Raw genomic sequence first — 18,936 nt, 5'->3', positions numbered from 1 at the left:
GGACAATACGCTAGAAACAAACAGGGGTTTTAGCGGAATCAACGAATTTCATTCCTCTAAAACCCCTGTTTATGCGGCTAAAACTGTATGCCGATCGTCAGTTTGTTCCCATGCTTTTGATCGTTTCGAGCAATGATTTTTCCGTTATACTGCTTAGCGATTTGCTGCACGTTATATAAACCGTAGCCCCGGTCCTTCGAATGCGTGGATTTGGTGGAATAACCAAGCTTAAAAAGCTGCATCATCCGGGTGTTATCCATATACTCGGCCGGATTGCTGACCGTCAGCTCATACCTGTCGTGATACCGGAGCATGTTAACCGTGATGGTATCGCCTCCATAGCAGGCTTCCATGGCATTATCGATAAGAATTCCGAGCACCTCAATCAAATCATGGTCTTCGCAAGGAAAATCCGAAACCGGCACCGAACGTTCAATACACAGATTCATTTTTAGCTGCTCGGCTCGTTTCATCTTCGTATAGAGAAATCCCGCGATAACTTTATGATCCATATTCAGAAGCTCATGCTGACCATCCGTCAGCTTTACATTGTCGACGTACATGGAGACTTGCTCCCGTGCCGTTTCCATGTCCTCCGCCGATTGCAAAATGCTTGAAATGGCCAGCAGCTTATTCGAGAATTCGTGTTGCCTAGCTCTTACTTCAGCAACTAGCTCATCAATAATCGGGATATATTTTTCGATGGCTTTTATACGGTTTTCCGTCACTTGAGCTCTCCTCTGTTCATAGAACAGCCAGCCAAGGATCGCCGACACCATGACAACCATAAATTCCATCAGAAATGGATGAATGCCAGGGCTATCCGGATTCGCCGAAGACAGAATCATATACAATAAAAAAATAAATATTGCGGTGATCAAAAGCTTCATAAATTGATTTAGATTTTGGCTTAGATAAGCTGAAAACTTGAATTTTACCAATCCGTAAAATCCAGCCGTTAGCAGCAAAGTCAGCGGGGAGACAATCACTGTGGAGACAGCAAATAAATCAACGGCTGCAGCAACAAATAACCGCAGGAGCAAATACATACTAAAACCCAGCATGGTGATAAAAATGATCTCCACATGCGTTCTTTTGAACACAAAGCTGTTGATTAACAATGTCAGAAACAATAAACCGATCAGGCCCGGAATCGTCGCAACCGGTAAAATCTCATTATAACTGAACTGGATGCCGTTTGAGCTCCCACCCGACAGATAAGGCTGGGTTTGATCAAACAGGCAGAACAAAAAGATAACAGCTCCCCACCCGAAGACTTTACTGGAAAAGCCTGCTGTCGTACGTCCTGCAAGCTGCATCAGGAGCAAAATGGACAACACATCCAGAGCCGTTTCCCATATCAGTTGTCCCATTTATTCACCTCGTATGACTTGATCCCGGTACTTGAGCCCAATAGGCAGAAGTTGGTCACAGTGACGAAGCTTGACCTGTTGATCTGTCTTTCTTATTTCTTCGATATACGACGTGTTCACAATATAACTTTTATGGCACTGGATAAAAGACCCCTCGCCTAATGATTCCAATATGGATTTCAATGAATAGCCCGCAATCCTCTCTTCCTTCTGTTCCCCCTGCTCTGTCAGCAGATGAATGACCATATTTTTGCCGAAGGATTCAATAAACAGAATATCTTGCAGGCGATACTCAAAAATAAAGCCCTTTTGTTCAATTCTCAAGGTTCTTCCCTCAGCTTTTGGCTGCCCCAAATACTCCAATACTTCCGAAACAACTTGTTGAACTTCCTGTTTGGTGTAGGGTTTCATCAGATAGTGATAACATTTTAGCTCCCGGTATGCCCTTAACTCCTCCGTTATTATTGCGGTCTCGAAAATGATGGGCGTGAATCTATACTCCGATATGGAGCGAAGCTGCTGAACCAAATCCGTCCCTTTATAATCGGTTAATTGGATGTCTACAATAAAAGCATCAAAATGTTTTTGCCGAGCCATGTCCAAAGCCTCTCCGGCACTGGCTGAACAGGCGAGCTCGATATCCGTCCTTAATTCATATATGGCATTCTGGAGCAGCTGCTGGATATTTTGATCGTCTTCAATGATCATGATTTGCGTCATGTTCGAAAGCTCCCATTTCTATCAAATTCTCTATTTTCACAATGCAACGTTATCTCTATTATAAGCAGGTATGGTATATTATGCACAACGGGGCGTGACAAGATCTTAAATCGTTAAAACAAAAAAGCCGCCATTTTGGCGACTCCATTTGCATTACTACGATATTACTGATCATTTCCTTAATTATTCATATTCAACTACATAGATATCGTTTTTGTTGCAACTGATTGTTGAAATGCCTGATCATGCTCAACAATAACCATTGTGGGATTAAATCTTTGAATAAGTTCTTCAATCTGCATGCGCGAATAAATATCAATAAAATTTAAAGGTTCATCCCAAATATATAAATGAGCTTTTTCACATAAACTTTTGGCTATAAGCAGCTTTTTCTTTTGTCCACCAGAATAATGAGATATATCTTTCTCAAATTGAATTCGGTCAAAATCCATCTTACGTAGGATGGATTTAAATAATGTTTCATCAATCTCATGCTCTTCAATAAAGTCCGATAAAAGTCCCTTCAAATGAGAAGTATCTTGCTGGACATAGGAAATGATGAGGCCGGAACCTAAATTCATTGAGCCTATATACTGTATCGGATTTCCTAATATTAATTTTAGGATACTACTTTTTCCGCTTCCATTTTTTCCATCAAGTACAATTCGGTCACCTTGTTCAACTATAAAGCTAATTGGCTTATTCACTATTTGGTCATCGTACTTTACAGACACATCAGCCAAAACAATCAATTCATTTGACTGAAATTCCAATGGTTCTAATTTTAATGACTCGGTTTTTTCCACATTTTTTAGCAGTTTTGACTTTTCTTCAATAGCTTTTTGTTGCCTTGATTCAATATTCTTTGCTCTCTTCATCATCTTTGCCGCTTTATGTCCTACAAATCCCTTGTCCAACTTCGAACCTGAATTCGTTGTCCCATTTTTTGAAGCTTCCACTTGATTAGACCAACCTGCTGAACGTTTTGAGGAATCTTTTAATCTCCCGATGTCTTTTTGTAGACGCTCATTCGTTGCCTCTTCATGTTCCTGCTGTCTATCAAAATTTAACTTCCATGAAGAATAGTTACCACTTTGAACTTCAATATTCGCTCTATTGATCGAGAGGATATGGTCAACGCATCCATCTAAAAAGATTCTGTCATGTGAAATTAAAATAAATCCTTTTTTCTTCTTTAAATAACTAGAGACAATCTTACGTGCATCAGTGTCTAAATGATTGGTAGGCTCATCGATTAATAGGAATTGGCCTTCATTCAAAAATAGTGCGGCAAGCAATACTTTTGTTTGTTCTCCATTTGATAATGTTTTAAATGGTCGGTACATGACCTCGGCATCAACATTTAGGTAGGATATTTCACGAAGAAATTCCCAATCTTCTGCTTGGGGGCAAATTTCTTCAAGGATTTCATAGGTATACTTGTTTTTATCCGAAACTGGATAAGGGAAATAATTAAATTCTACCGAAGACGTGATTTTCCCGCTATACTCATAATTCCCTAATAACAGATTAAAGAATGTTGTTTTACCTCGTCCATTTCTACCTATAAATCCAAGTTTCCAATCCGTATCTATCTGAAAGTTTACACCTTCAAAAATATTGTCAAAGCTGCTTGGATAAGAAAAAGTTAAGTCTTGCACTTGTATCATTGACATGTTAATTCCTCCGTATAAGTTTGATAGATATTAGCGACTTATACGGAGCATTACATGTGTAACGATGGTGTCTGAATTACTCATTTCTTTCTCCCCCTTATTTTACAGATAAAAAATATCAATCTTTCTATGAGAGAATAAAAAACCCCCCCAATTTTTAATTGGAAGGATTAGTCTTTCACTTAACTCAAATAAGTTCGTTGTCACCATTAGAATCATGGCATTCAAGTGTTAAACTGATTAATAAAAATGGATAGACTAACCCTATATTTTGTAGTTTGAAGTTATTCATTTCAAATAAAAATATAGATTAGTTAATCATTGTTCATCCATCAGTCCTCTCATCATTGTATTTTTATATTAACAATTTTCTTTATAGAATACAATATCAGCATCATCTCTTCTCAAATTACTGCTTGTTGGTCTTTTGATAATTTCCATACAATTGACCACAAGCAGCATCTATATCAATTCCAAATTGACTTCTAATGGTCACATGAATACCTGATGATTTTAATTCATTGTAAAAATTAACAACATGACCTTCATCAACTTCGCGGAACATTAAAGGAGAACTGACGGTTGGGTTATATCTGATTAAATTTACATGATATAAACGTCCTTTATTATATCGATCTTTTAATAGACTTACTACTTCTTTAGCATGGTCAATAGAATCATTCACACCAGGTAACATAATATAAGCAATATATACTTTTCTTGATGTTATTCGTATATGCTCATCTAATGTGTCCATTACATCTAATAATGGGTACCTATCATTAATCGGCATCAACTTACTTCGTTGTTCATTAAAAGGAGAATGTAACGAAAACGTCAAATTGACTTGCGGATAATTCAGCGTCATTTTTTTTATACTCGGAATAATACCAATAGTTGAAATAGATAACCTACGTGGGCTCAGAGCAAACAGCGTAGGATCAGTAAGTACATCTAAGGCATCAAAAATTTGTACATTGGCTAAAGCTTCTCCCATCCCCATAAAAGAAATACTATCAATCGAATGACCTTGTAAGTAAAAATGGAGGATTTGGTCAGTTATTTCATCTGAAGTCAAATTTCTTTTTAATCCAATGTCACCTGTTGCACAAAATTTACATCCAAAATGACATCCGCACTGAGAAGATATACAAAATGATTCCCACCCAGCTTTATATTTCATATTTACTGTTTCTATTTTTTCATTTCCTGAAATTTTAAATAAGACTTTAGTGACTTGCTCAGAATGTTGTTCCTTTAAAGGAACAACATCTAAAATAGACTCTCCAAATTCCTTATCTAAAATTTCTCTTAACGATTTTGGAAGTACATTCATTTCGTTGAAATTATCTATTCTTTCTTTAAAAATGGCATTCAATATTTGTTTCATTCTAAAATTAGGGTAATTATGTTCCCTTAAGAATTCTTTTATTCTTATATACTTATTGCTTTGTTTTAATTGCATCTTTCTCATCCTTCCATATGACTCTCTAGTTTTATAGGAGTAAATAGAAAGGAGTTGTCTATCCCTTAATAAAATAAACGCAAAAAAAGCACCGATAGAATTATCGGTGCTGAACTTTAAAATATGCACAAATAAATAAACAAGGACTCTAAGTCATTGCTTTGTAATTTATTTGCCATAGAGGTAAAGCTCCGATAACTGTTTTTGTATGGTTGTATCGTATAAAAAAGGACAGACTACTCCCTTTGTCCGCTAAATCATTACCGATTTTTACATTTTTACCATACAGAATTCTAAAAACAGTTAACATTGCTTGCACCTCCCTTTGTCAAATTTATTATTAAGTAATCTAGCATAATAGTGATCATATGTAAAGTATAATAGCCTAAAAAGCCGCCTATTTGGCGACTTCATATGCATAAATGTTCTTACCCTCCGATTTTTTACCGCAGCAGGCTTTCGGAAAAAGCGGGATTTTTATTCATATCCGTTACTTCTGAGCAAACATCTTCGGCAAACTTTCTTCAAACGGTGCGTATGCGATTCCGTTCTGCGTCACGATCGCCGTAATCAGGGAGTGATCCGTCACATCGAAGGCCGGATTATATACCTGTACATCCTCAGGAGCCATCCGCTTCTCATACCATTGACTGGTCACTTCCTCATCCGGACGCAGCTCGATGTGGATATCATCACCCGTTTTGCACTCCAGATCAATCGTTGAGAGCGGTGAACAGACATAGAACGGGATCCCGTAGTGCTTCGCCAAAATAGCAACACCCGAGGTTCCGATCTTATTGGCAGTGTCGCCGTTGGCAGCCACACGGTCGCAGCCTACCAGCACAGCCTGGATCTTACCTTCCTTCATCACAATTGAGGACATATTGTCACAGATCAAAGTGACATCTACTCCGGCTTCCTTCAGCTCCCAGGCCGTCAAGCGAGCCCCTTGCAATAGAGGACGGGTCTCATCTGCATAGACCTTGAAGTTGTAGCCCTGCTCTTGCCCCAAATAAATCGGAGCCAGCGCCGTGCCATACTTGGCTGTGGCAATCGTCCCCGCATTGCAATGGGTGAGAATTCCTGAGTTCTCTTTCAGCAGAGAGAGCGCGTGCTTCCCGATACTCTCACATACCTGCTCGTCTTCCTCGCGGATCCGTTCCGATTCCTGGCGGAGCGCATCCTTTACTTCAGCTAAAGGTTTACCCGCGGCCTGTACAAAGCGATCCTCCATACGGTTTAATGCCCAGAATAGGTTCACCGCTGTCGGTCTTGATGAGGCCAGATATGTCTTCACCTCGGCAAAATCCTTTTGCAGCTCCGCATACGTGTCCGCCTGGGATGCTTTTGTTCCCAAATACAGACCATAGGCCGCTGCGATTCCGATGGCCGGAGCACCGCGTACTTTAAGCTTGTAGATCGCATCCCATATATCTTTCATTTCTTTCAAATGCAGGTAAACCTTCTCATTCGGCAAAAGCGTTTGATCAAGTATAATTAACGTATCATTTGCATCATCCAGTACTACGGATTGAATCATCTTAAACTCCGTCAGGTGGTTCTCCATCTCCTGATGCCCTCCTTAGATGTGTATTTCTGTTGCGGCAATGCATTCGGTCACGACCCGAACGAAGTCTTCGCCAGTCTCCATACCGGAACGTTCCATAATGAACGTTTTCCCCATGATAAGGCACAGTTTTTCCGCATGGACTCTAGCAGCTGCACTCTGAATGCTTGTAATATCCTTGACGTGAGCCAGACCCAGTATTCTGCGGCACAGCTCCAGCCCCGTAACCGCCGCTGTATCCTGGATCATCTGATTCAAATAATACAAGTCAAAACCGGGAACCCGCGCCGAATGATCAGTCGCTTTTTCCTGGAACAGGGTCAGGAACTTTTCACTGAACAGATCGATAACGTCACGTACGCTGGAGAGCAGCCATGCCTTTTGTGCATCACGCGCAGATGAATCTACCATAACGCTGTCAGCGTTTACATATGCAAACAGTAAATGAGCAATCACATTGCCGATATCATAACCCGCTGGGCCATAGAAGGCGAACTCCGGATCAATGATTTTCGTAGAGTCTTCTTTGATAAAAATAGAACCCGAATGAAGATCACCATGCAGAAGTGACTGTGCATGATTCATAAATTCGAACTTCAGCTTGGCAGTCTCTAGCAGCAGCGCCTCATCTTCCCATAAATAGGATTTCGCAAAATCGCGGGTCGCTTCAAATATATCATTCCGCGGGCAATCATAAAATGGTTCGGTATAAACAAGATCCTCTGAGATCTCGCAAAGATCTGGATTAATAAAGCTCTTGACCAGATCCTTCTTCTCTTTATGGTTCATGACCACATCGGAGGTCAGCAGCAGCGTATTCACCAGAAATGTAGAGATGTGGTCTGCAAATAACGGGAACTGCTTGTACTGCAGCATCGCTTTTCTCATAATCTCATAATCGGACAAATCTTCTATAACGCAGCAATTCATCACCGGATCATAATGATAGATTTGCGGTACAAATCCAGGAGCAAGCTCATATTGGAGCTTCAGAATTTCACTTTCGATTCGGTTGCGGTCCGTCGATACTTTAATATCTGCTGATATCCGCGCAACAGGTCCTGCCTGTTTGATGATCAGCGACTTGCCGCTCGCAGAATCGACGACGCGGAACACATAGTTCAGGTTACCGTCCCCGATTTCTGTACATGTGAGCTTGGCATCCTTATCAAAAACATCCAATTGGGTCACGGCGTAATCCAAAACATCGGTTTCATTCATTGTGAAATATTCATTATACTGATGCATGCATACTACTCCCCTATTCTATTTTGTTTTGTAATAAGTGATGGCAAGCGCAAAAGCGAGGACCGTACCTTTAACAATGTCCATAGCATAATACGGAACGCTCAGCATAACCAGCCCATTCTGCAAAATTCCGATCAACACAGCCCCTACAAATGTGCCGATTGCATTCGGCTTTCCTGCGCCCAGCACAGCAAAACCAATATAAGCCGCGGCTACGGAATCCATCAGGTAAGGGGCTCCTGAATTCACTTCAGCCGTCATGACGCGGGCGCCCAGCATAATACCGCCGATTGCGGCAAAAACAGCAGACATGAGATAAGCCGCAATCCGATATTTATTCACGGGAATCCCGGAAAGCTTGGCAGCCTCCATGTTGCCGCCGATCACGTACATATAACGCCCGTGCTTGGTGTAGGTGAGGAATACATGAACGATAGCAACCACAACAAGCATGATGATAATAATCCACGGGACTTGACCGATCTTCGCAAAGGCAGGACTGATGATGCCTGTGGAGAAAGAGCCGTCCGGCATGATCATGTTTTGGGACAAGGTTGCGCCTTTGGTATAGGTTTGTGCAATGCCCTGAAAAACGAACATCATCGCCAACGTAAGCAGCATATCCTGTATTTTCAGTTTGACGATCATGAAGGAATTGATAACGCCGGCGGACAAGCAAATCAGAATCGTCAGAATAATGCTCGTCCACACGCCTTGGCCATGCCATACGAACATGGAAATGACAAGTGCATTGGCAAGCGATGCGACGGAGCCGACTGAAAGGTCAAATCCGCCAACGGACAAAGAAATCGTAATCCCGATGGCAATAATGGTAACGATCGATATGGATCGCAGGATATTGATGATATTGGATGGCTGCAGGAAGCTGTCGGACATCGCCCCGAACACAATGATGAGAAGACCGATCGTGATCAGCGTGCCGTATTTATATAAGAAATCAAAAAGTTCAAATGACTTGGGAGCTCTAGCAGTTTGGATGGTTTTGGCTGTATTCATGCTTACTTTCCTCCCGTTGAATAAAACAATATTTCTTCTTCATTAGTCTTACTCGTCTGCAGTTCCTTGGCAATCATGCCGTCATAGAGCACATACATCCGGTCTGTAATTCCCATCATCTCGGACAGCTCGCAGGATGCATAGATTATGCATTTCCCCCGTTTCGCCAGCTGGAAGATCAGTTCAAAGATATCCTTCTTGGCTCCCACATCGACACCTTTCGTCGGTTCATCGAAAATATATACCTCGGCATCCGTGATGAGCCATTTTCCGATGGCTACCTTCTGCTGGTTACCTCCGGACAGATTCTGAACTCTGGTGTTCTCGCTCGGCGTCTTGATTCCCAAGTTCCGAATAATCTCCCGGGCCGCCTCTTTCTCTTTCTTGAAACTTAAAAATGTGTTCAATATACTGAACTTCTTCAAGTTAACAGCGGTAATATTAGCAGTAACCGATTCGCTGACCAATATCCCCTCTTTGCGTCGTTCCTCTGGAACGAGCGCAATCCCCTGCTTGACTGCTTCATTCGGGCTGCGAAGACGCAGCTTCTTCCCATGCAGAATGACATCGCCTGTATTCGCTTTGACCATACCGAACAGCGCTTTACACAGCTCCGTCTTCCCGGCCCCTACTAGGCCAGCGATGCCGATAACTTCACCTTTTTTGACATGGATGTGGATGTCGTGGATCTTCTCGCCATCACCGAAGTTTCTCGTTTCAAAAACGGTTTCGCCCTTCCGAATGTCTATCTTGGGGAATTGATCTCCGAGTTTACGGCCCAGCATATATTCAACAACCTGGTTTTGGGTAATATCCCTAATGCTTTCTTTGAGAACAAATTCGCCGTCTCTCATCACAGTAATGTCATCGCATATTTCGAAAAGCTCCGGAAGCCGGTGGGAAATAAAGATCACACCCACGTTTTCCTGTTTAAGAGCCCTAACGATGCGAAATAGTTCTTCCGTCTCCGAATGGCTTAATGGCGCCGTCGGTTCATCAAAAATGAGAAACCGGCATGTCTTGGAAATAGCTCTGGCAATCAGCACCATTTGCTTCTCTGCCAATGTCAGTTCACTAACAAGCTTTCTGGAAGAAACTTTGACATTCATCTTGTCCAAGATATCCTTCGAGCGTTTATGGATATGCCCCCAAGAGACGATCTGCTTACTGCTCATGTCGTTGACGGTATAATCCAACATAATATTTTCCCCTACTGTCAAATAAGGGACCAGGGCGGTATCAACTTCCTGATATACGATTTGAATCCCCAAGTCTTTTGCATCTTTCGGATTCCGGATACTTACCGGCTCATTGTCAATATAAATTTCACCCGTATAATGGCCGTATGCCCCGGACAAAACCTTCATCAATGTGGACTTGCCCGCACCATTCGCCCCAATCAGAGCCTGTGAAGTCCCTGTCATTGTGTTAAAATCAACTTGGTTCAGTGCCTTAACTCCCGGGAATTCAATAGATATGCCCTTCATTTCCAGCTTTATTTGCTTGGCTGCGCCCATCTCTTCACCTTCTTGAAAGGATTTCTTTTCAAGTATGGGAAGTGCTGTCAACAGCACTTCCCAATTTTCTACGTTCGGCATTTCAGTCCTTGATGATATTTTTATTTGGCATAAGCTTCTTTCAGGCTCTTCATCCATGGTTCCTCGAAAGCATCGCTTTCTCCCCAGCCCGGCATTACTTTTCCAAGGTTAACCATGTTGACGCTTTCGTCCGAAGTTTTCAGTTTATCTTGGGTAATCAAGGATGCTGCCAGATCGTAGCTTTGAGGCACTTCTTCACCGGCAATTTTCTTGGCAAGCATACGAACATCTACTTGTCCGATAACCTTCGGATCTACTGCCGCAGTAGAAACCCACGGGCTTTTGTCTTCCTGCATCATTTGCAGGTCGCTATTAGACACGTCGATACCGTAAATTTTGATCTCATCGCGTCCTGCTTCTTTAACCGCTCGTGCTGCACCGATCGCAAAGGCATCCCAAGTAGCAAAAATCGCATTGATCTCGCCTTTTTTATGCTTAGTCAGCATGGCCGCAACGGCATTCTGGGTAAGCACGGATGTATTGGCTGCAGCTACCCCAAAACGTTCCACTTCCTGAATTCCCGGATTGGCTGACAAAAATTCCTTATAGACCGCGTTTCTTCGTACCATCGGAGGGAATCCGTCTACCCACAGGTATACGATTTTGCCCTGGCCCTTAAGTTCCTCATTCATTTGAGTCAATGCCAGCTTGGCCAGATTCTCGTCATCCTGAGATGTCAGTGTTACGCCTTCGACCTTCGCCAGGTCCGGATTGGAGTCAAACGCCACGACTGGAATGCCTTTTGCCGTAATTTTCTTCACATCTTCAACGGTTGCCGCATCATCGCCATGAGAAATAATGAAGCCGTCATAATCTTTCTCGAGAGCCTGGGAGATCGCATCGTGGAACTTCGCCGTATCTCCGTTTGCCGAGAACGTATCAACCACAAAACCCATCGAGTTCCCTTCTTGCTTGGCGCCAGCCAGGAATTGCGCTGTATGGTCATCTCCGCCGATTTTACGGACAACCATAATTTTGACTTGATCATCCTTAGCAATTTTGTCAGGTACACCTTCGACCACTTTCTTCTCTGGTGCCTTGCTTTCGCTCCCCACGCTAGAGCAACCTGTCGCAACGACCGCTACCGCAAATAAGCCGATAAGCAGCTTGTTAAAACTCTTTTTCTTCATGAACCTGCACCCCTTTTATAATGTTTGAATCTCGTACAACCTTTTATATGATTTAGCAGGAACTGGATCATTTCTTGTTGATTCTCTAATGATATCTAAAATTTTATGTATGATTGCCTATGAAAAAAACACATCCGTCCTTTAAGGGGACGAATGTGTTTCGTGGTACCACCCTGTACTGATCTCGTGTATAGCAAACTTGTAAACTTTCAAGTTTGTTTTTCCATACATTACAGGATGATGAAGATTAATGTCAAGTATTCAGCACTGTTTAATTATAATTTCATTTTAATTTCTGCAAAAGCTGAACCCGGTAAGCTTCGCTTTCAAGCGATTGGATCTCCTTGTACTCCGCGTCCGTCAGCACTTTTGGCGTGCGAACCGCCTTTGCAGCCAGATAAATTTTCGCGCTCTCTTCGACGACCTCTGTGCGGTAATAGGCTTCACGCAGATTTTTGCCTGTCGTCACAAGTCCATGGTTTTCCAGCAAAATCGAGTTATACGCTCCCACTTTAGCAGCTACTGCGTCCGCAAGCAGGTCCGTGGTCGGGAGCACGTAAGGCACGAATGTTACTTCGCCCACTAGTGCAGCCTGGTCCGGGAACAGCATAGGAAGTTCCTGAGCGACCAGTGTCAGTGCGATGCAGTAGGCAGGATGCGTATGTACGATCGCTTGGATGTCCGGATTTTCACGGTACGCATAAAGATGCATCAGTACTTCCGATGAAGGGCGTACTTCTGTATCCAGCACTTTCCCAGACTCGATCTCAACCCGAATCCATTGATGAGGCTCGATATCCTCTAGGGCAAAGCCGCTAGGCGACAGCAGCATCAAATCGTCTGCTTTGGCACTGATGTTGCCACCCGGTCCAACGACAAGCCCTTTCGCAACGATCTTCCGAGCATATAGCGTCAGTTCTTCCCGTACCTTTTGTTCCAGTGATTGAGTCATCTCTCCATGCACTCTCCTATCCGTATGTTTGCAAGCGGCTTTAGTTAAGGCTTCCGCTTTCAGCCCTTCATTTTCTGGAGCACAAGCAGCTGGTTGTACCGCTGGTAACGCTCTTCCCATTCATCAGCGTTCTGGGGAAGATAAGTCTCAGGCGGGAAGGATTGACGGACCACTTCGCGGATTTCCGCCAGATTGTGAACCTCGCCGTGCGCCTTGGCCTGTATCATGAGATTGCCAATGGAGGTCGCTTCCACTGGACCTGCGATCACGGTTCGGCCGGTTACGTTCGCTGTCAGCTGGCACAGCAGTCTGTTTTGAATACCGCCGCCCACCATGTGAATATGCTCCAGACGTTCTCCCGTAAGCTCTTCAATTTCACTAAGGGTCTGTCTGTATTTAAAAGCAAGACTCTCCAGGATGCAGCGGACGATTTCCGGACGCGACTGCGGTACGGTCTGCCCACTGGACCTGCAGTACTCCTGAATCCGCTGCGGCATATTACCTGGCGGAAGGAACACGGCATCACCCGCGTCGACATAACTGGAATTCCGCGGAGCATGCTCAGCCATTTCCGTCAATTCAGCATAGCCAAGCTGTGCACCTTCCACGGCCCAAGTGCGACGGCACTCCTGCAGCAGCCACAACCCCATAATATTTTTGAGCATGCGGATTTCCCCTTCCGCACCGCCCTCATTGCTGAACAGAAGCTGTCTGCTTCGCTCCGTTAAGATCGGCTCATCCAGTTCGATCCCCATCAGTGACCATGTACCGCTACTAATAAAAGCATAGCGGCTCGACGTTGCCGGAATCGAAGCGACGGCCGCGGCCGTATCATGACCCGAAGCAGCGATGACGGGCATCGCATCAACCGATAGCTCCGAGCAGATATCAGGGGTAAGCCCACCTAGGCGGGTTCCTGGCATAATGATGGGATTAAACAGTGATTGGGGAAGAGATAGGGTGTCGATGACATCGATATTCCACTCTCTATTCACCGGATCGAGCAAGCCGCTTGTGCTAGCTATCGTATATTCACTGGCCATCACACCGGACAGATAATAATGGAACAAGTCAGGCATGAACAGCATCCGCAAGTTGCTTGCATTCTGATCAAAGCGCAGATGTTCTTCCGCCAGCAATTGATACACTGTATTGATGCTCGAAGATTGGATTCCCGTTTTGGCGTACAAATCCGCTTCGGAAATCAGCTGCAGCGCTTCGCGCATAGCCGATTCGCTCCGAAGATCACGGTAGTGGTAAGGATTACCCAGCAATCGACCCTTTGGATCGATCAGACCGTAATCAACACCCCATGTATCTACCGCGATCGATGCAGGAGTCCGGCCAAGCTGTTGCTTGGCCTTCACAATCCCCTGCTTGAGCTCATGAAACAGTCTGAGAAAATCCCAATGCAGTCTTCCTCCAAGCTGAACGGGTTCATTGTCGAAACGGTGAACCTCCTGAATCGACAGCCGTTCCCCGTCAAAATGGCCCGTTACCGCTCTCCCGCTGCTGGCGCCAAAATCCACCGCCATCATCTGCAATGATTGTGTACTCATTTGTACAATGGGCCAAAGTTCTGGCATGCACGGTAGTCCGCGGCTTCAGGATCATTCGTCCCAAAGAGTCCCCATGCTCTAGGGCGGAAAATCTGGTCTTCATTGACGTTGTGCATGCTGACCGGAATACGAAGGATCGACGCCAGCGTGATCAAATCCGCGCCAATGTGGCCGTAGCTGATCGATCCGTGGTTGGCGCCCCAGTTATCCATAACGGAATATACATCCTTGAATGCTCCTTCGCCGGTAAGGTTAGGGGCAAACCAGGTGGTAGGCCATGTCGGATCCGTACGCTTATCCAGCTTGTCATGTACTTCTTCCGGCAGGTCAACGGTATAACCTTCGGCAATCTGGAGCACAGGACCAAGACCCTTCACCAGATTCAAGCGGGACATCGTAACAGGCATTTCTCCGCGGGTTAGGAAATCCGAGGAGAAGCCGCCGCCGCGGAAGTACTCTACTGCAGCTGGACGCCAGGAGGTTGCTTTCAGGCAGTTATCCATGTCTTCTTCGGTAATTTCCCAGAAAGGCTTCATTACAGGCTTGCCGTCCTTCATCTGTTCTCCTGTACCATCAAGCGCCGCCGGACCGGAATTAATCAGATGGAGAAGACCATTTTGGCCAAGACCCGTTAGCTCATGTCCCGTCACACGCTTCACGGCATCCGGGCTCCAATAGGTGCGCACGTCCGCGAAGATTTGGGCTGTATTAGTGAGGAGGTTACCGAACAGCATCGATACCCCGTTCAGACTGTCATTTTCGGTTGCAACCAGGTAAGGGGCACGAATACCGTTCCAGTCAAAGGAGCTATTCAGGATCGCTTCATGGAAGTCCCCGTTCGGGAAATGATCCGTCCATTGGCGCTGGCCCTGGAAGCCAGATACGATCGCATGATGGCCCATCGCTTCTTCCTCGAAACCGAGATCCTTAAGACGCGGGTTCCCTACCATCAGATCGCGGACGATCTGCGTCATTTTGACAACCATTTCCCAGTCCTTGTCCTTTTTCTCGCGGGAGGTCTGGATGCTCTCCGGATTGTTGTCAGCGCCTTCCTTGCAGTTCTCTTTTACCCATGCTAAGGCGAGCTTGTATTCTTCTGGATCATAAATTTCCTCTTCAACACGGCGTGTAATTTCCGTCATATCTACATATTCATTACGCATTCCCAGATATTCCTGGAAGAAATCAGGATCGATCATGGAACCGGCAATACCCATGGATACAGAACCGATAGCCAAATAGGACTTGCCCTTCATCAGAGCAGCTGCCATTCCAGCTTTCGCAAAACGAAGCAGCTTCTCCTGTACATCCTCAGGAATAGATGGATCATTCAAATCCTGCACGTCTCTGCCGTAAATACCGAATGCCGGAAGTCCTTTTTGAGCATGTGCGGACAATACGGCGGCCAAATATACGGCTCCTGGTCTTTCCGTACCGTTAAAGCCCCATACCGCTTTCGGAATGGACGGGTCCATATCCATCGTTTCCGTCCCGTAACACCAGCACGGTGTCACTGTAATCGAAACGCCTACTCCCGCTTTTGCGAATTTATCAGCACATGCAGCCGCTTCAGCCACGCCGCCGATACAAGTATCAGCGATCACGCATTCCACTTTCGAACCATCCGGATAGCGGAGGTTTTCACTCAGAAGTGAAGAAACCGCCTTAGCCAAATTCATAGTCATATCTTCAAGTGATTCACGAACGCCCTTTCTTCTTCCGTCGATCGTCGGGCGGATACCGATTTTAGGGAAATCCTGCTTCCATCTTGCGTCATTTGCTGTCTTCACTGTTTCTTCCTCCTCATAAATAAAGTTGATTGGAATGATGGTTTACATTTAGGGTTATCGATAACCCTATCATTAAAAAAATAGCAGTCGTCATTTTGCTTAAGAAAAAAACCGTTCAGATCATTTTTCAAAGTTTACACAAAAGGAGAGCTGCATCGTTGCTGTAGTTTAATTTGTCGTGATTGTTGTATAATGGAGTTATCGATAACTTTAAAATAGCAATGAAAACGGTTGCTGTCAATCCATATATTCTTTAAGATTAGACCAGTATAGATACAAGAAGGGGTTTTAAATGGTTACCATTTACGATATAGCAAAAAAAGCCAACGTGTCCGCTATGACCGTCTCCAAGGTTATTAATAATACAGGCAGGATTAGTGAACAAACACGCAAACGAGTCAAAAAGGTGATGGAAGAACTTAATTACATCCCCAATTCCAACGCGCGCAGTCTGGTGCTGCAGCAAACCCAGATTTTATCTCTTCTGATTACGGATATCACCAACCCATTCTACACAAGTCTGGCCCGCGGAGCCGAAGATAGCGCCAAAAAGCTAGGCTACCGTCTCCTCTTTGGAAATAGCGATGAGGATTATAACAAGGAGCAGGATTATGTAGATATGATTCTCTCCACGCGTGTGGACGGCGTGTTATTTGCTCCTGCCGGCGACCATTCTCTTAAGCATCTCGAGAAGCTGCGTGCCCATAATATTCCGTTTGTGATCATGGACCGGGCTGTTCCCGGTATCGATTCCGATATTGTCTCTGGAGACAGCAAGCAGGGCGCTCGAAATCTCGTCGATTATCTGATAAACCTTGGGCATAGGCGGATTGCGCTTGTAAACGGCTCGCTGGACGTATCCACCGCCCGTCTGCGTTACGAAGGGTACGCCGAAGCGCTTCGCCTTCACGGCATTGAGCTGGACGATGAGCTTGTCCTTCATAAAAGCTATCGTGAATATAATGATGAAGACCAGCTCAGCCGTTTGCTTGAGCAGCCTTCACCACCAACCGCCATTTTCGCTGCAAACAACTTTTTGGCCGTTGGTGTCATCAATGCTCTCAGAAAACGCGGGATCCGCGTACCTGAGGACATGTCGGTTGTCTGCTTCGATGATCTGGACCTGTCCTCTGCGCTTGATCCTTTCCTGACGGTTGCTGCCCAGCCCGCATACCAATTCGGCGCTATGGGCATTCAGCTGCTGGTCGAACGGATTCAGGGCAGCGCTTTGCCCGAAGCCAGAAAAGTCATTTTACCTTCCGAGCTCATCATTCGTTCTTCAGCCAAGACAATAGGCTCATAAAATGGGTTATTCTTTCCAGAGCTTGGTGAACAAGCCCTGCTTACGGCTGACGAGACCTTTCTCCAAGGCATATCGCGTCAGCTGCACCCGATTCTCAAGATGAAGCTTTTGGAGAATATTTTTGAGATGGTTTTTTACGGTCTGATCTGAAATATGCAGCTCGGCGGCAATCTCTTTATTCGTCAGTCCCGAAGCGACCCAGTTCAAAATTTCGCGTTCCCTGTTGGTCAACGTCTCATGATGCTCCGGGCTTTTGACCGCAAGTGGAAATTCCCTGAGAATCTGTGTGGCCAGCTCTCGGCTAAGAGGGGCTTCATCACTCATAATGGCACGAAGGTACTCGATCCAGGTGCTTGGCGATAAATTTTTGAGCAAATATCCTTGCGCTCCTTGCTTGAGCGCTTCAAATAAATGCGATGCATCATCGGAAACGGTGATAATCACAATCTTCACGTAGGGATACTGCAGCTTAATCTGTCTCGTTGCTTCCAGTCCGCCGATCCCCTGCATTTGAATATCCATCAAGATCAGATCAGGCATAAGATTTTCCGTCATCTCAACGGCTTCTTCTCCGCTAGCTGCCTGCCCAACAACCTCGAAGGAATCATCGGCGGCCAAGATTTCGTTTATCGCTTCACGCGCATGCGCAGAATCATCTGCAATTAATACCCGGAATAGGCTCATGTGTTATCCTCCCCTTTTCGTATTTCGACCCGGCTCCCTTGGGGCAAGGAAATAAAATCAACCCGCCATTTCAGTTCCTGTGCGCGTTCCTTCATAATCCGCATTCCATATCTATCCTTCACTTGAAATGGATCCAGCTCTGTTCCTCTTCCATTATCATCGATCCGGATCAGCCAGCTCTTTTCGTTGCCGCTCCCTGTTACCGATACACGATCCGCATGTGCATGCTTTTGAATGTTAAGCAGGGCTTCCCTTATGCAGGCAAGCAGTTCAACCTTCTCCTTGGCGGTGAAAGATTGATCAGGGATGGTCCAGGCAATGTCCGGATGGATAAACGTTTCTTTGGCCGTATGCTCAATCCTTGATTTGATGGAATCCTCATATTCCTTTTCGTCCGTTTGTGCTGGGAACCTCAGGTTGGCAATCGCTTGTCGTACATACCGGTTCACCTCATGAACCAGCTTGCGCATCTCTTCAAAATCTGACGCCTCCTGCGTATTTTTGCCCCGAGCCTCGGCCCGGTCCATCTTCACCGATAGGAGAAACAATGACTGTGCAATTCCGTCATGCAGCTCTCGCGCAAGTAAGTCTCTAGCGGCTAACGCCGCATTTTCCGCACGTTCTTTGTTCAGCTCCTCCTGAACTTGCTCCAGCCGTTTAAACAGCTGGTTAAGCAGCGTCATGCTGATCAAAAACACAAACACCGGCGTCAGAAAGTTGCCTGCTTCCATCGTTATATAAGGCATTAACAACGTGTGACGTAAATATTCCCATAGCCCGACCGTTAATGTCGGTACAATTAAAATCATCCATTTGATCTGTTTATAAGACATGGGCGACCTCCCAAAATGGCC

The 18,936-nt window shown here is 45.0% G+C and carries 15 protein-coding genes; 1 reads left to right on the top strand and 14 read right to left on the bottom strand.

Features of this window, described 5'->3' with window-relative positions; translation table 11 throughout:
• Nucleotides 1-77: 77 nt before the first annotated feature.
• From MUG84_RS04185 to MUG84_RS04130, 12 genes are all read right to left on the bottom strand, one after another.
• Nucleotides 78-1,373: a sensor histidine kinase gene (locus tag MUG84_RS04185; RefSeq protein ID WP_244720572.1), complete on the bottom strand. Its 1,296-nt coding sequence runs from the start codon at nucleotides 1,371-1,373 to the stop codon at nucleotides 78-80.
• Nucleotides 1,374-2,093, bottom strand: coding sequence for a LytR/AlgR family response regulator transcription factor (locus MUG84_RS04180; protein ID WP_244720569.1), 720 nt, complete (start codon nucleotides 2,091-2,093; stop codon nucleotides 1,374-1,376).
• Between the two features lie 197 nt (nucleotides 2,094-2,290).
• Nucleotides 2,291-3,769 carry an Lsa family ABC-F type ribosomal protection protein gene (locus MUG84_RS04175; protein WP_244720566.1) on the bottom strand — a complete coding sequence of 493 codons (1,479 nt, stop codon included), beginning with the start codon at nucleotides 3,767-3,769 and terminating at the stop codon, nucleotides 2,291-2,293.
• Between the two features lie 409 nt (nucleotides 3,770-4,178).
• Nucleotides 4,179-5,234 (bottom strand): Cfr family 23S rRNA (adenine(2503)-C(8))-methyltransferase, encoded by a 1,056-nt coding sequence (locus MUG84_RS04170; protein WP_244720562.1) that lies wholly within the window; start codon nucleotides 5,232-5,234, stop codon nucleotides 4,179-4,181.
• Nucleotides 5,235-5,724: 490 nt separating this feature from the next.
• On the bottom strand, nucleotides 5,725-6,801 hold the full coding sequence (mtnA, locus tag MUG84_RS04165; RefSeq protein WP_244720559.1) for an S-methyl-5-thioribose-1-phosphate isomerase: 1,077 nt from the start codon (nucleotides 6,799-6,801) through the stop codon (nucleotides 5,725-5,727).
• Between the two features lie 15 nt (nucleotides 6,802-6,816).
• Complete coding sequence (mtnK, locus tag MUG84_RS04160) at nucleotides 6,817-8,049, bottom strand: S-methyl-5-thioribose kinase (RefSeq protein ID WP_244720543.1); 1,233 nt, start codon at nucleotides 8,047-8,049, stop codon at nucleotides 6,817-6,819.
• An 18-nt stretch (nucleotides 8,050-8,067) separates the two neighbouring features.
• Nucleotides 8,068-9,066 carry an ABC transporter permease gene (locus MUG84_RS04155; protein WP_244720540.1) on the bottom strand — a complete coding sequence of 333 codons (999 nt, stop codon included), beginning with the start codon at nucleotides 9,064-9,066 and terminating at the stop codon, nucleotides 8,068-8,070.
• A gap of 2 nt (nucleotides 9,067-9,068) precedes the next feature.
• Nucleotides 9,069-10,583 carry a sugar ABC transporter ATP-binding protein gene (locus MUG84_RS04150; protein WP_244720974.1) on the bottom strand — a complete coding sequence of 505 codons (1,515 nt, stop codon included), beginning with the start codon at nucleotides 10,581-10,583 and terminating at the stop codon, nucleotides 9,069-9,071.
• A 101-nt stretch (nucleotides 10,584-10,684) separates the two neighbouring features.
• The gene (locus MUG84_RS04145; RefSeq protein ID WP_244720537.1) at nucleotides 10,685-11,794 is read right to left on the bottom strand and encodes a sugar ABC transporter substrate-binding protein; all 1,110 of its coding nucleotides are present in this window, start codon (nucleotides 11,792-11,794) and stop codon (nucleotides 10,685-10,687) included.
• A 283-nt stretch (nucleotides 11,795-12,077) separates the two neighbouring features.
• Nucleotides 12,078-12,746, bottom strand: coding sequence for a class II aldolase/adducin family protein (locus tag MUG84_RS04140; protein ID WP_244720535.1), 669 nt, complete (start codon nucleotides 12,744-12,746; stop codon nucleotides 12,078-12,080).
• 59 nt (nucleotides 12,747-12,805) lie between these two features.
• Nucleotides 12,806-14,284, bottom strand: a complete 1,479-nt coding sequence (locus MUG84_RS04135) for a rhamnulokinase (RefSeq protein WP_244720972.1) — start codon at nucleotides 14,282-14,284, stop codon at nucleotides 12,806-12,808.
• A 17-nt stretch (nucleotides 14,285-14,301) separates the two neighbouring features.
• Entirely contained in the window at nucleotides 14,302-16,095 is a 1,794-nt protein-coding gene (locus MUG84_RS04130; RefSeq protein ID WP_244720533.1) for an L-fucose isomerase, read from the bottom strand.
• Between the two features lie 292 nt (nucleotides 16,096-16,387).
• On the opposite strand from MUG84_RS04130, the gene MUG84_RS04125 reads away from it, so the two are divergent.
• Nucleotides 16,388-17,398: a LacI family DNA-binding transcriptional regulator gene (locus tag MUG84_RS04125; protein WP_244720515.1), complete on the top strand. Its 1,011-nt coding sequence runs from the start codon at nucleotides 16,388-16,390 to the stop codon at nucleotides 17,396-17,398.
• A 6-nt stretch (nucleotides 17,399-17,404) separates the two neighbouring features.
• Here MUG84_RS04125 and MUG84_RS04120 read toward each other — a convergent pair whose 3' ends face one another.
• Together MUG84_RS04120 and MUG84_RS04115 are read right to left on the bottom strand one after the other, a co-directional pair.
• A complete protein-coding gene (locus MUG84_RS04120) occupies nucleotides 17,405-18,082 on the bottom strand; it encodes a response regulator (RefSeq protein ID WP_244720512.1) in 678 nt (225 codons plus the stop codon).
• Nucleotides 18,079-18,915, bottom strand: a complete 837-nt coding sequence (locus tag MUG84_RS04115; protein WP_244720510.1) for a sensor histidine kinase — start codon at nucleotides 18,913-18,915, stop codon at nucleotides 18,079-18,081. Before MUG84_RS04115 ends, MUG84_RS04120 begins: the two co-directional genes overlap by 4 nt.
• Between the last annotated feature and the right edge of the window lie 21 nt (nucleotides 18,916-18,936).

This window comes from Paenibacillus mangrovi, assembly GCF_022898935.1.
GTDB lineage: Bacteria > Bacillota > Bacilli > Paenibacillales > Paenibacillaceae > Paenibacillus_AQ > Paenibacillus_AQ mangrovi.
Note: the sequence above shows the minus strand (reverse complement) of the source record. Positions and strands in the feature narration are given on the sequence as shown.

What these genes read in the sequence shown, in the direction of transcription:
- MUG84_RS04140 (WP_244720535.1), bottom strand. Translation starts at nt 12,746, where the DNA reads ATGACTCAATCACTGGAACAAAAGGTACGGGAAGAACTGACGCTATAT.
- mtnA (WP_244720559.1), bottom strand. Translation starts at nt 6,801, where the DNA reads ATGGAGAACCACCTGACGGAGTTTAAGATGATTCAATCCGTAGTACTG.
- MUG84_RS04175 (WP_244720566.1), bottom strand. Translation starts at nt 3,769, where the DNA reads ATGTCAATGATACAAGTGCAAGACTTAACTTTTTCTTATCCAAGCAGC.
- MUG84_RS04115 (WP_244720510.1), bottom strand. Translation starts at nt 18,915, where the DNA reads ATGTCTTATAAACAGATCAAATGGATGATTTTAATTGTACCGACATTA.
- MUG84_RS04155 (WP_244720540.1), bottom strand. Translation starts at nt 9,066, where the DNA reads ATGAATACAGCCAAAACCATCCAAACTGCTAGAGCTCCCAAGTCATTT.
- MUG84_RS04180 (WP_244720569.1), bottom strand. Translation starts at nt 2,093, where the DNA reads ATGACGCAAATCATGATCATTGAAGACGATCAAAATATCCAGCAGCTG.
- MUG84_RS04125 (WP_244720515.1), top strand. Translation starts at nt 16,388, where the DNA reads ATGGTTACCATTTACGATATAGCAAAAAAAGCCAACGTGTCCGCTATG.
- MUG84_RS04145 (WP_244720537.1), bottom strand. Translation starts at nt 11,794, where the DNA reads ATGAAGAAAAAGAGTTTTAACAAGCTGCTTATCGGCTTATTTGCGGTA.
- MUG84_RS04150 (WP_244720974.1), bottom strand. Translation starts at nt 10,583, where the DNA reads ATGGGCGCAGCCAAGCAAATAAAGCTGGAAATGAAGGGCATATCTATT.
- MUG84_RS04120 (WP_244720512.1), bottom strand. Translation starts at nt 18,082, where the DNA reads ATGAGCCTATTCCGGGTATTAATTGCAGATGATTCTGCGCATGCGCGT.
- MUG84_RS04135 (WP_244720972.1), bottom strand. Translation starts at nt 14,284, where the DNA reads ATGATGGCGGTGGATTTTGGCGCCAGCAGCGGGAGAGCGGTAACGGGC.
- mtnK (WP_244720543.1), bottom strand. Translation starts at nt 8,049, where the DNA reads ATGCATCAGTATAATGAATATTTCACAATGAATGAAACCGATGTTTTG.
- MUG84_RS04185 (WP_244720572.1), bottom strand. Translation starts at nt 1,373, where the DNA reads ATGGGACAACTGATATGGGAAACGGCTCTGGATGTGTTGTCCATTTTG.
- MUG84_RS04170 (WP_244720562.1), bottom strand. Translation starts at nt 5,234, where the DNA reads ATGCAATTAAAACAAAGCAATAAGTATATAAGAATAAAAGAATTCTTA.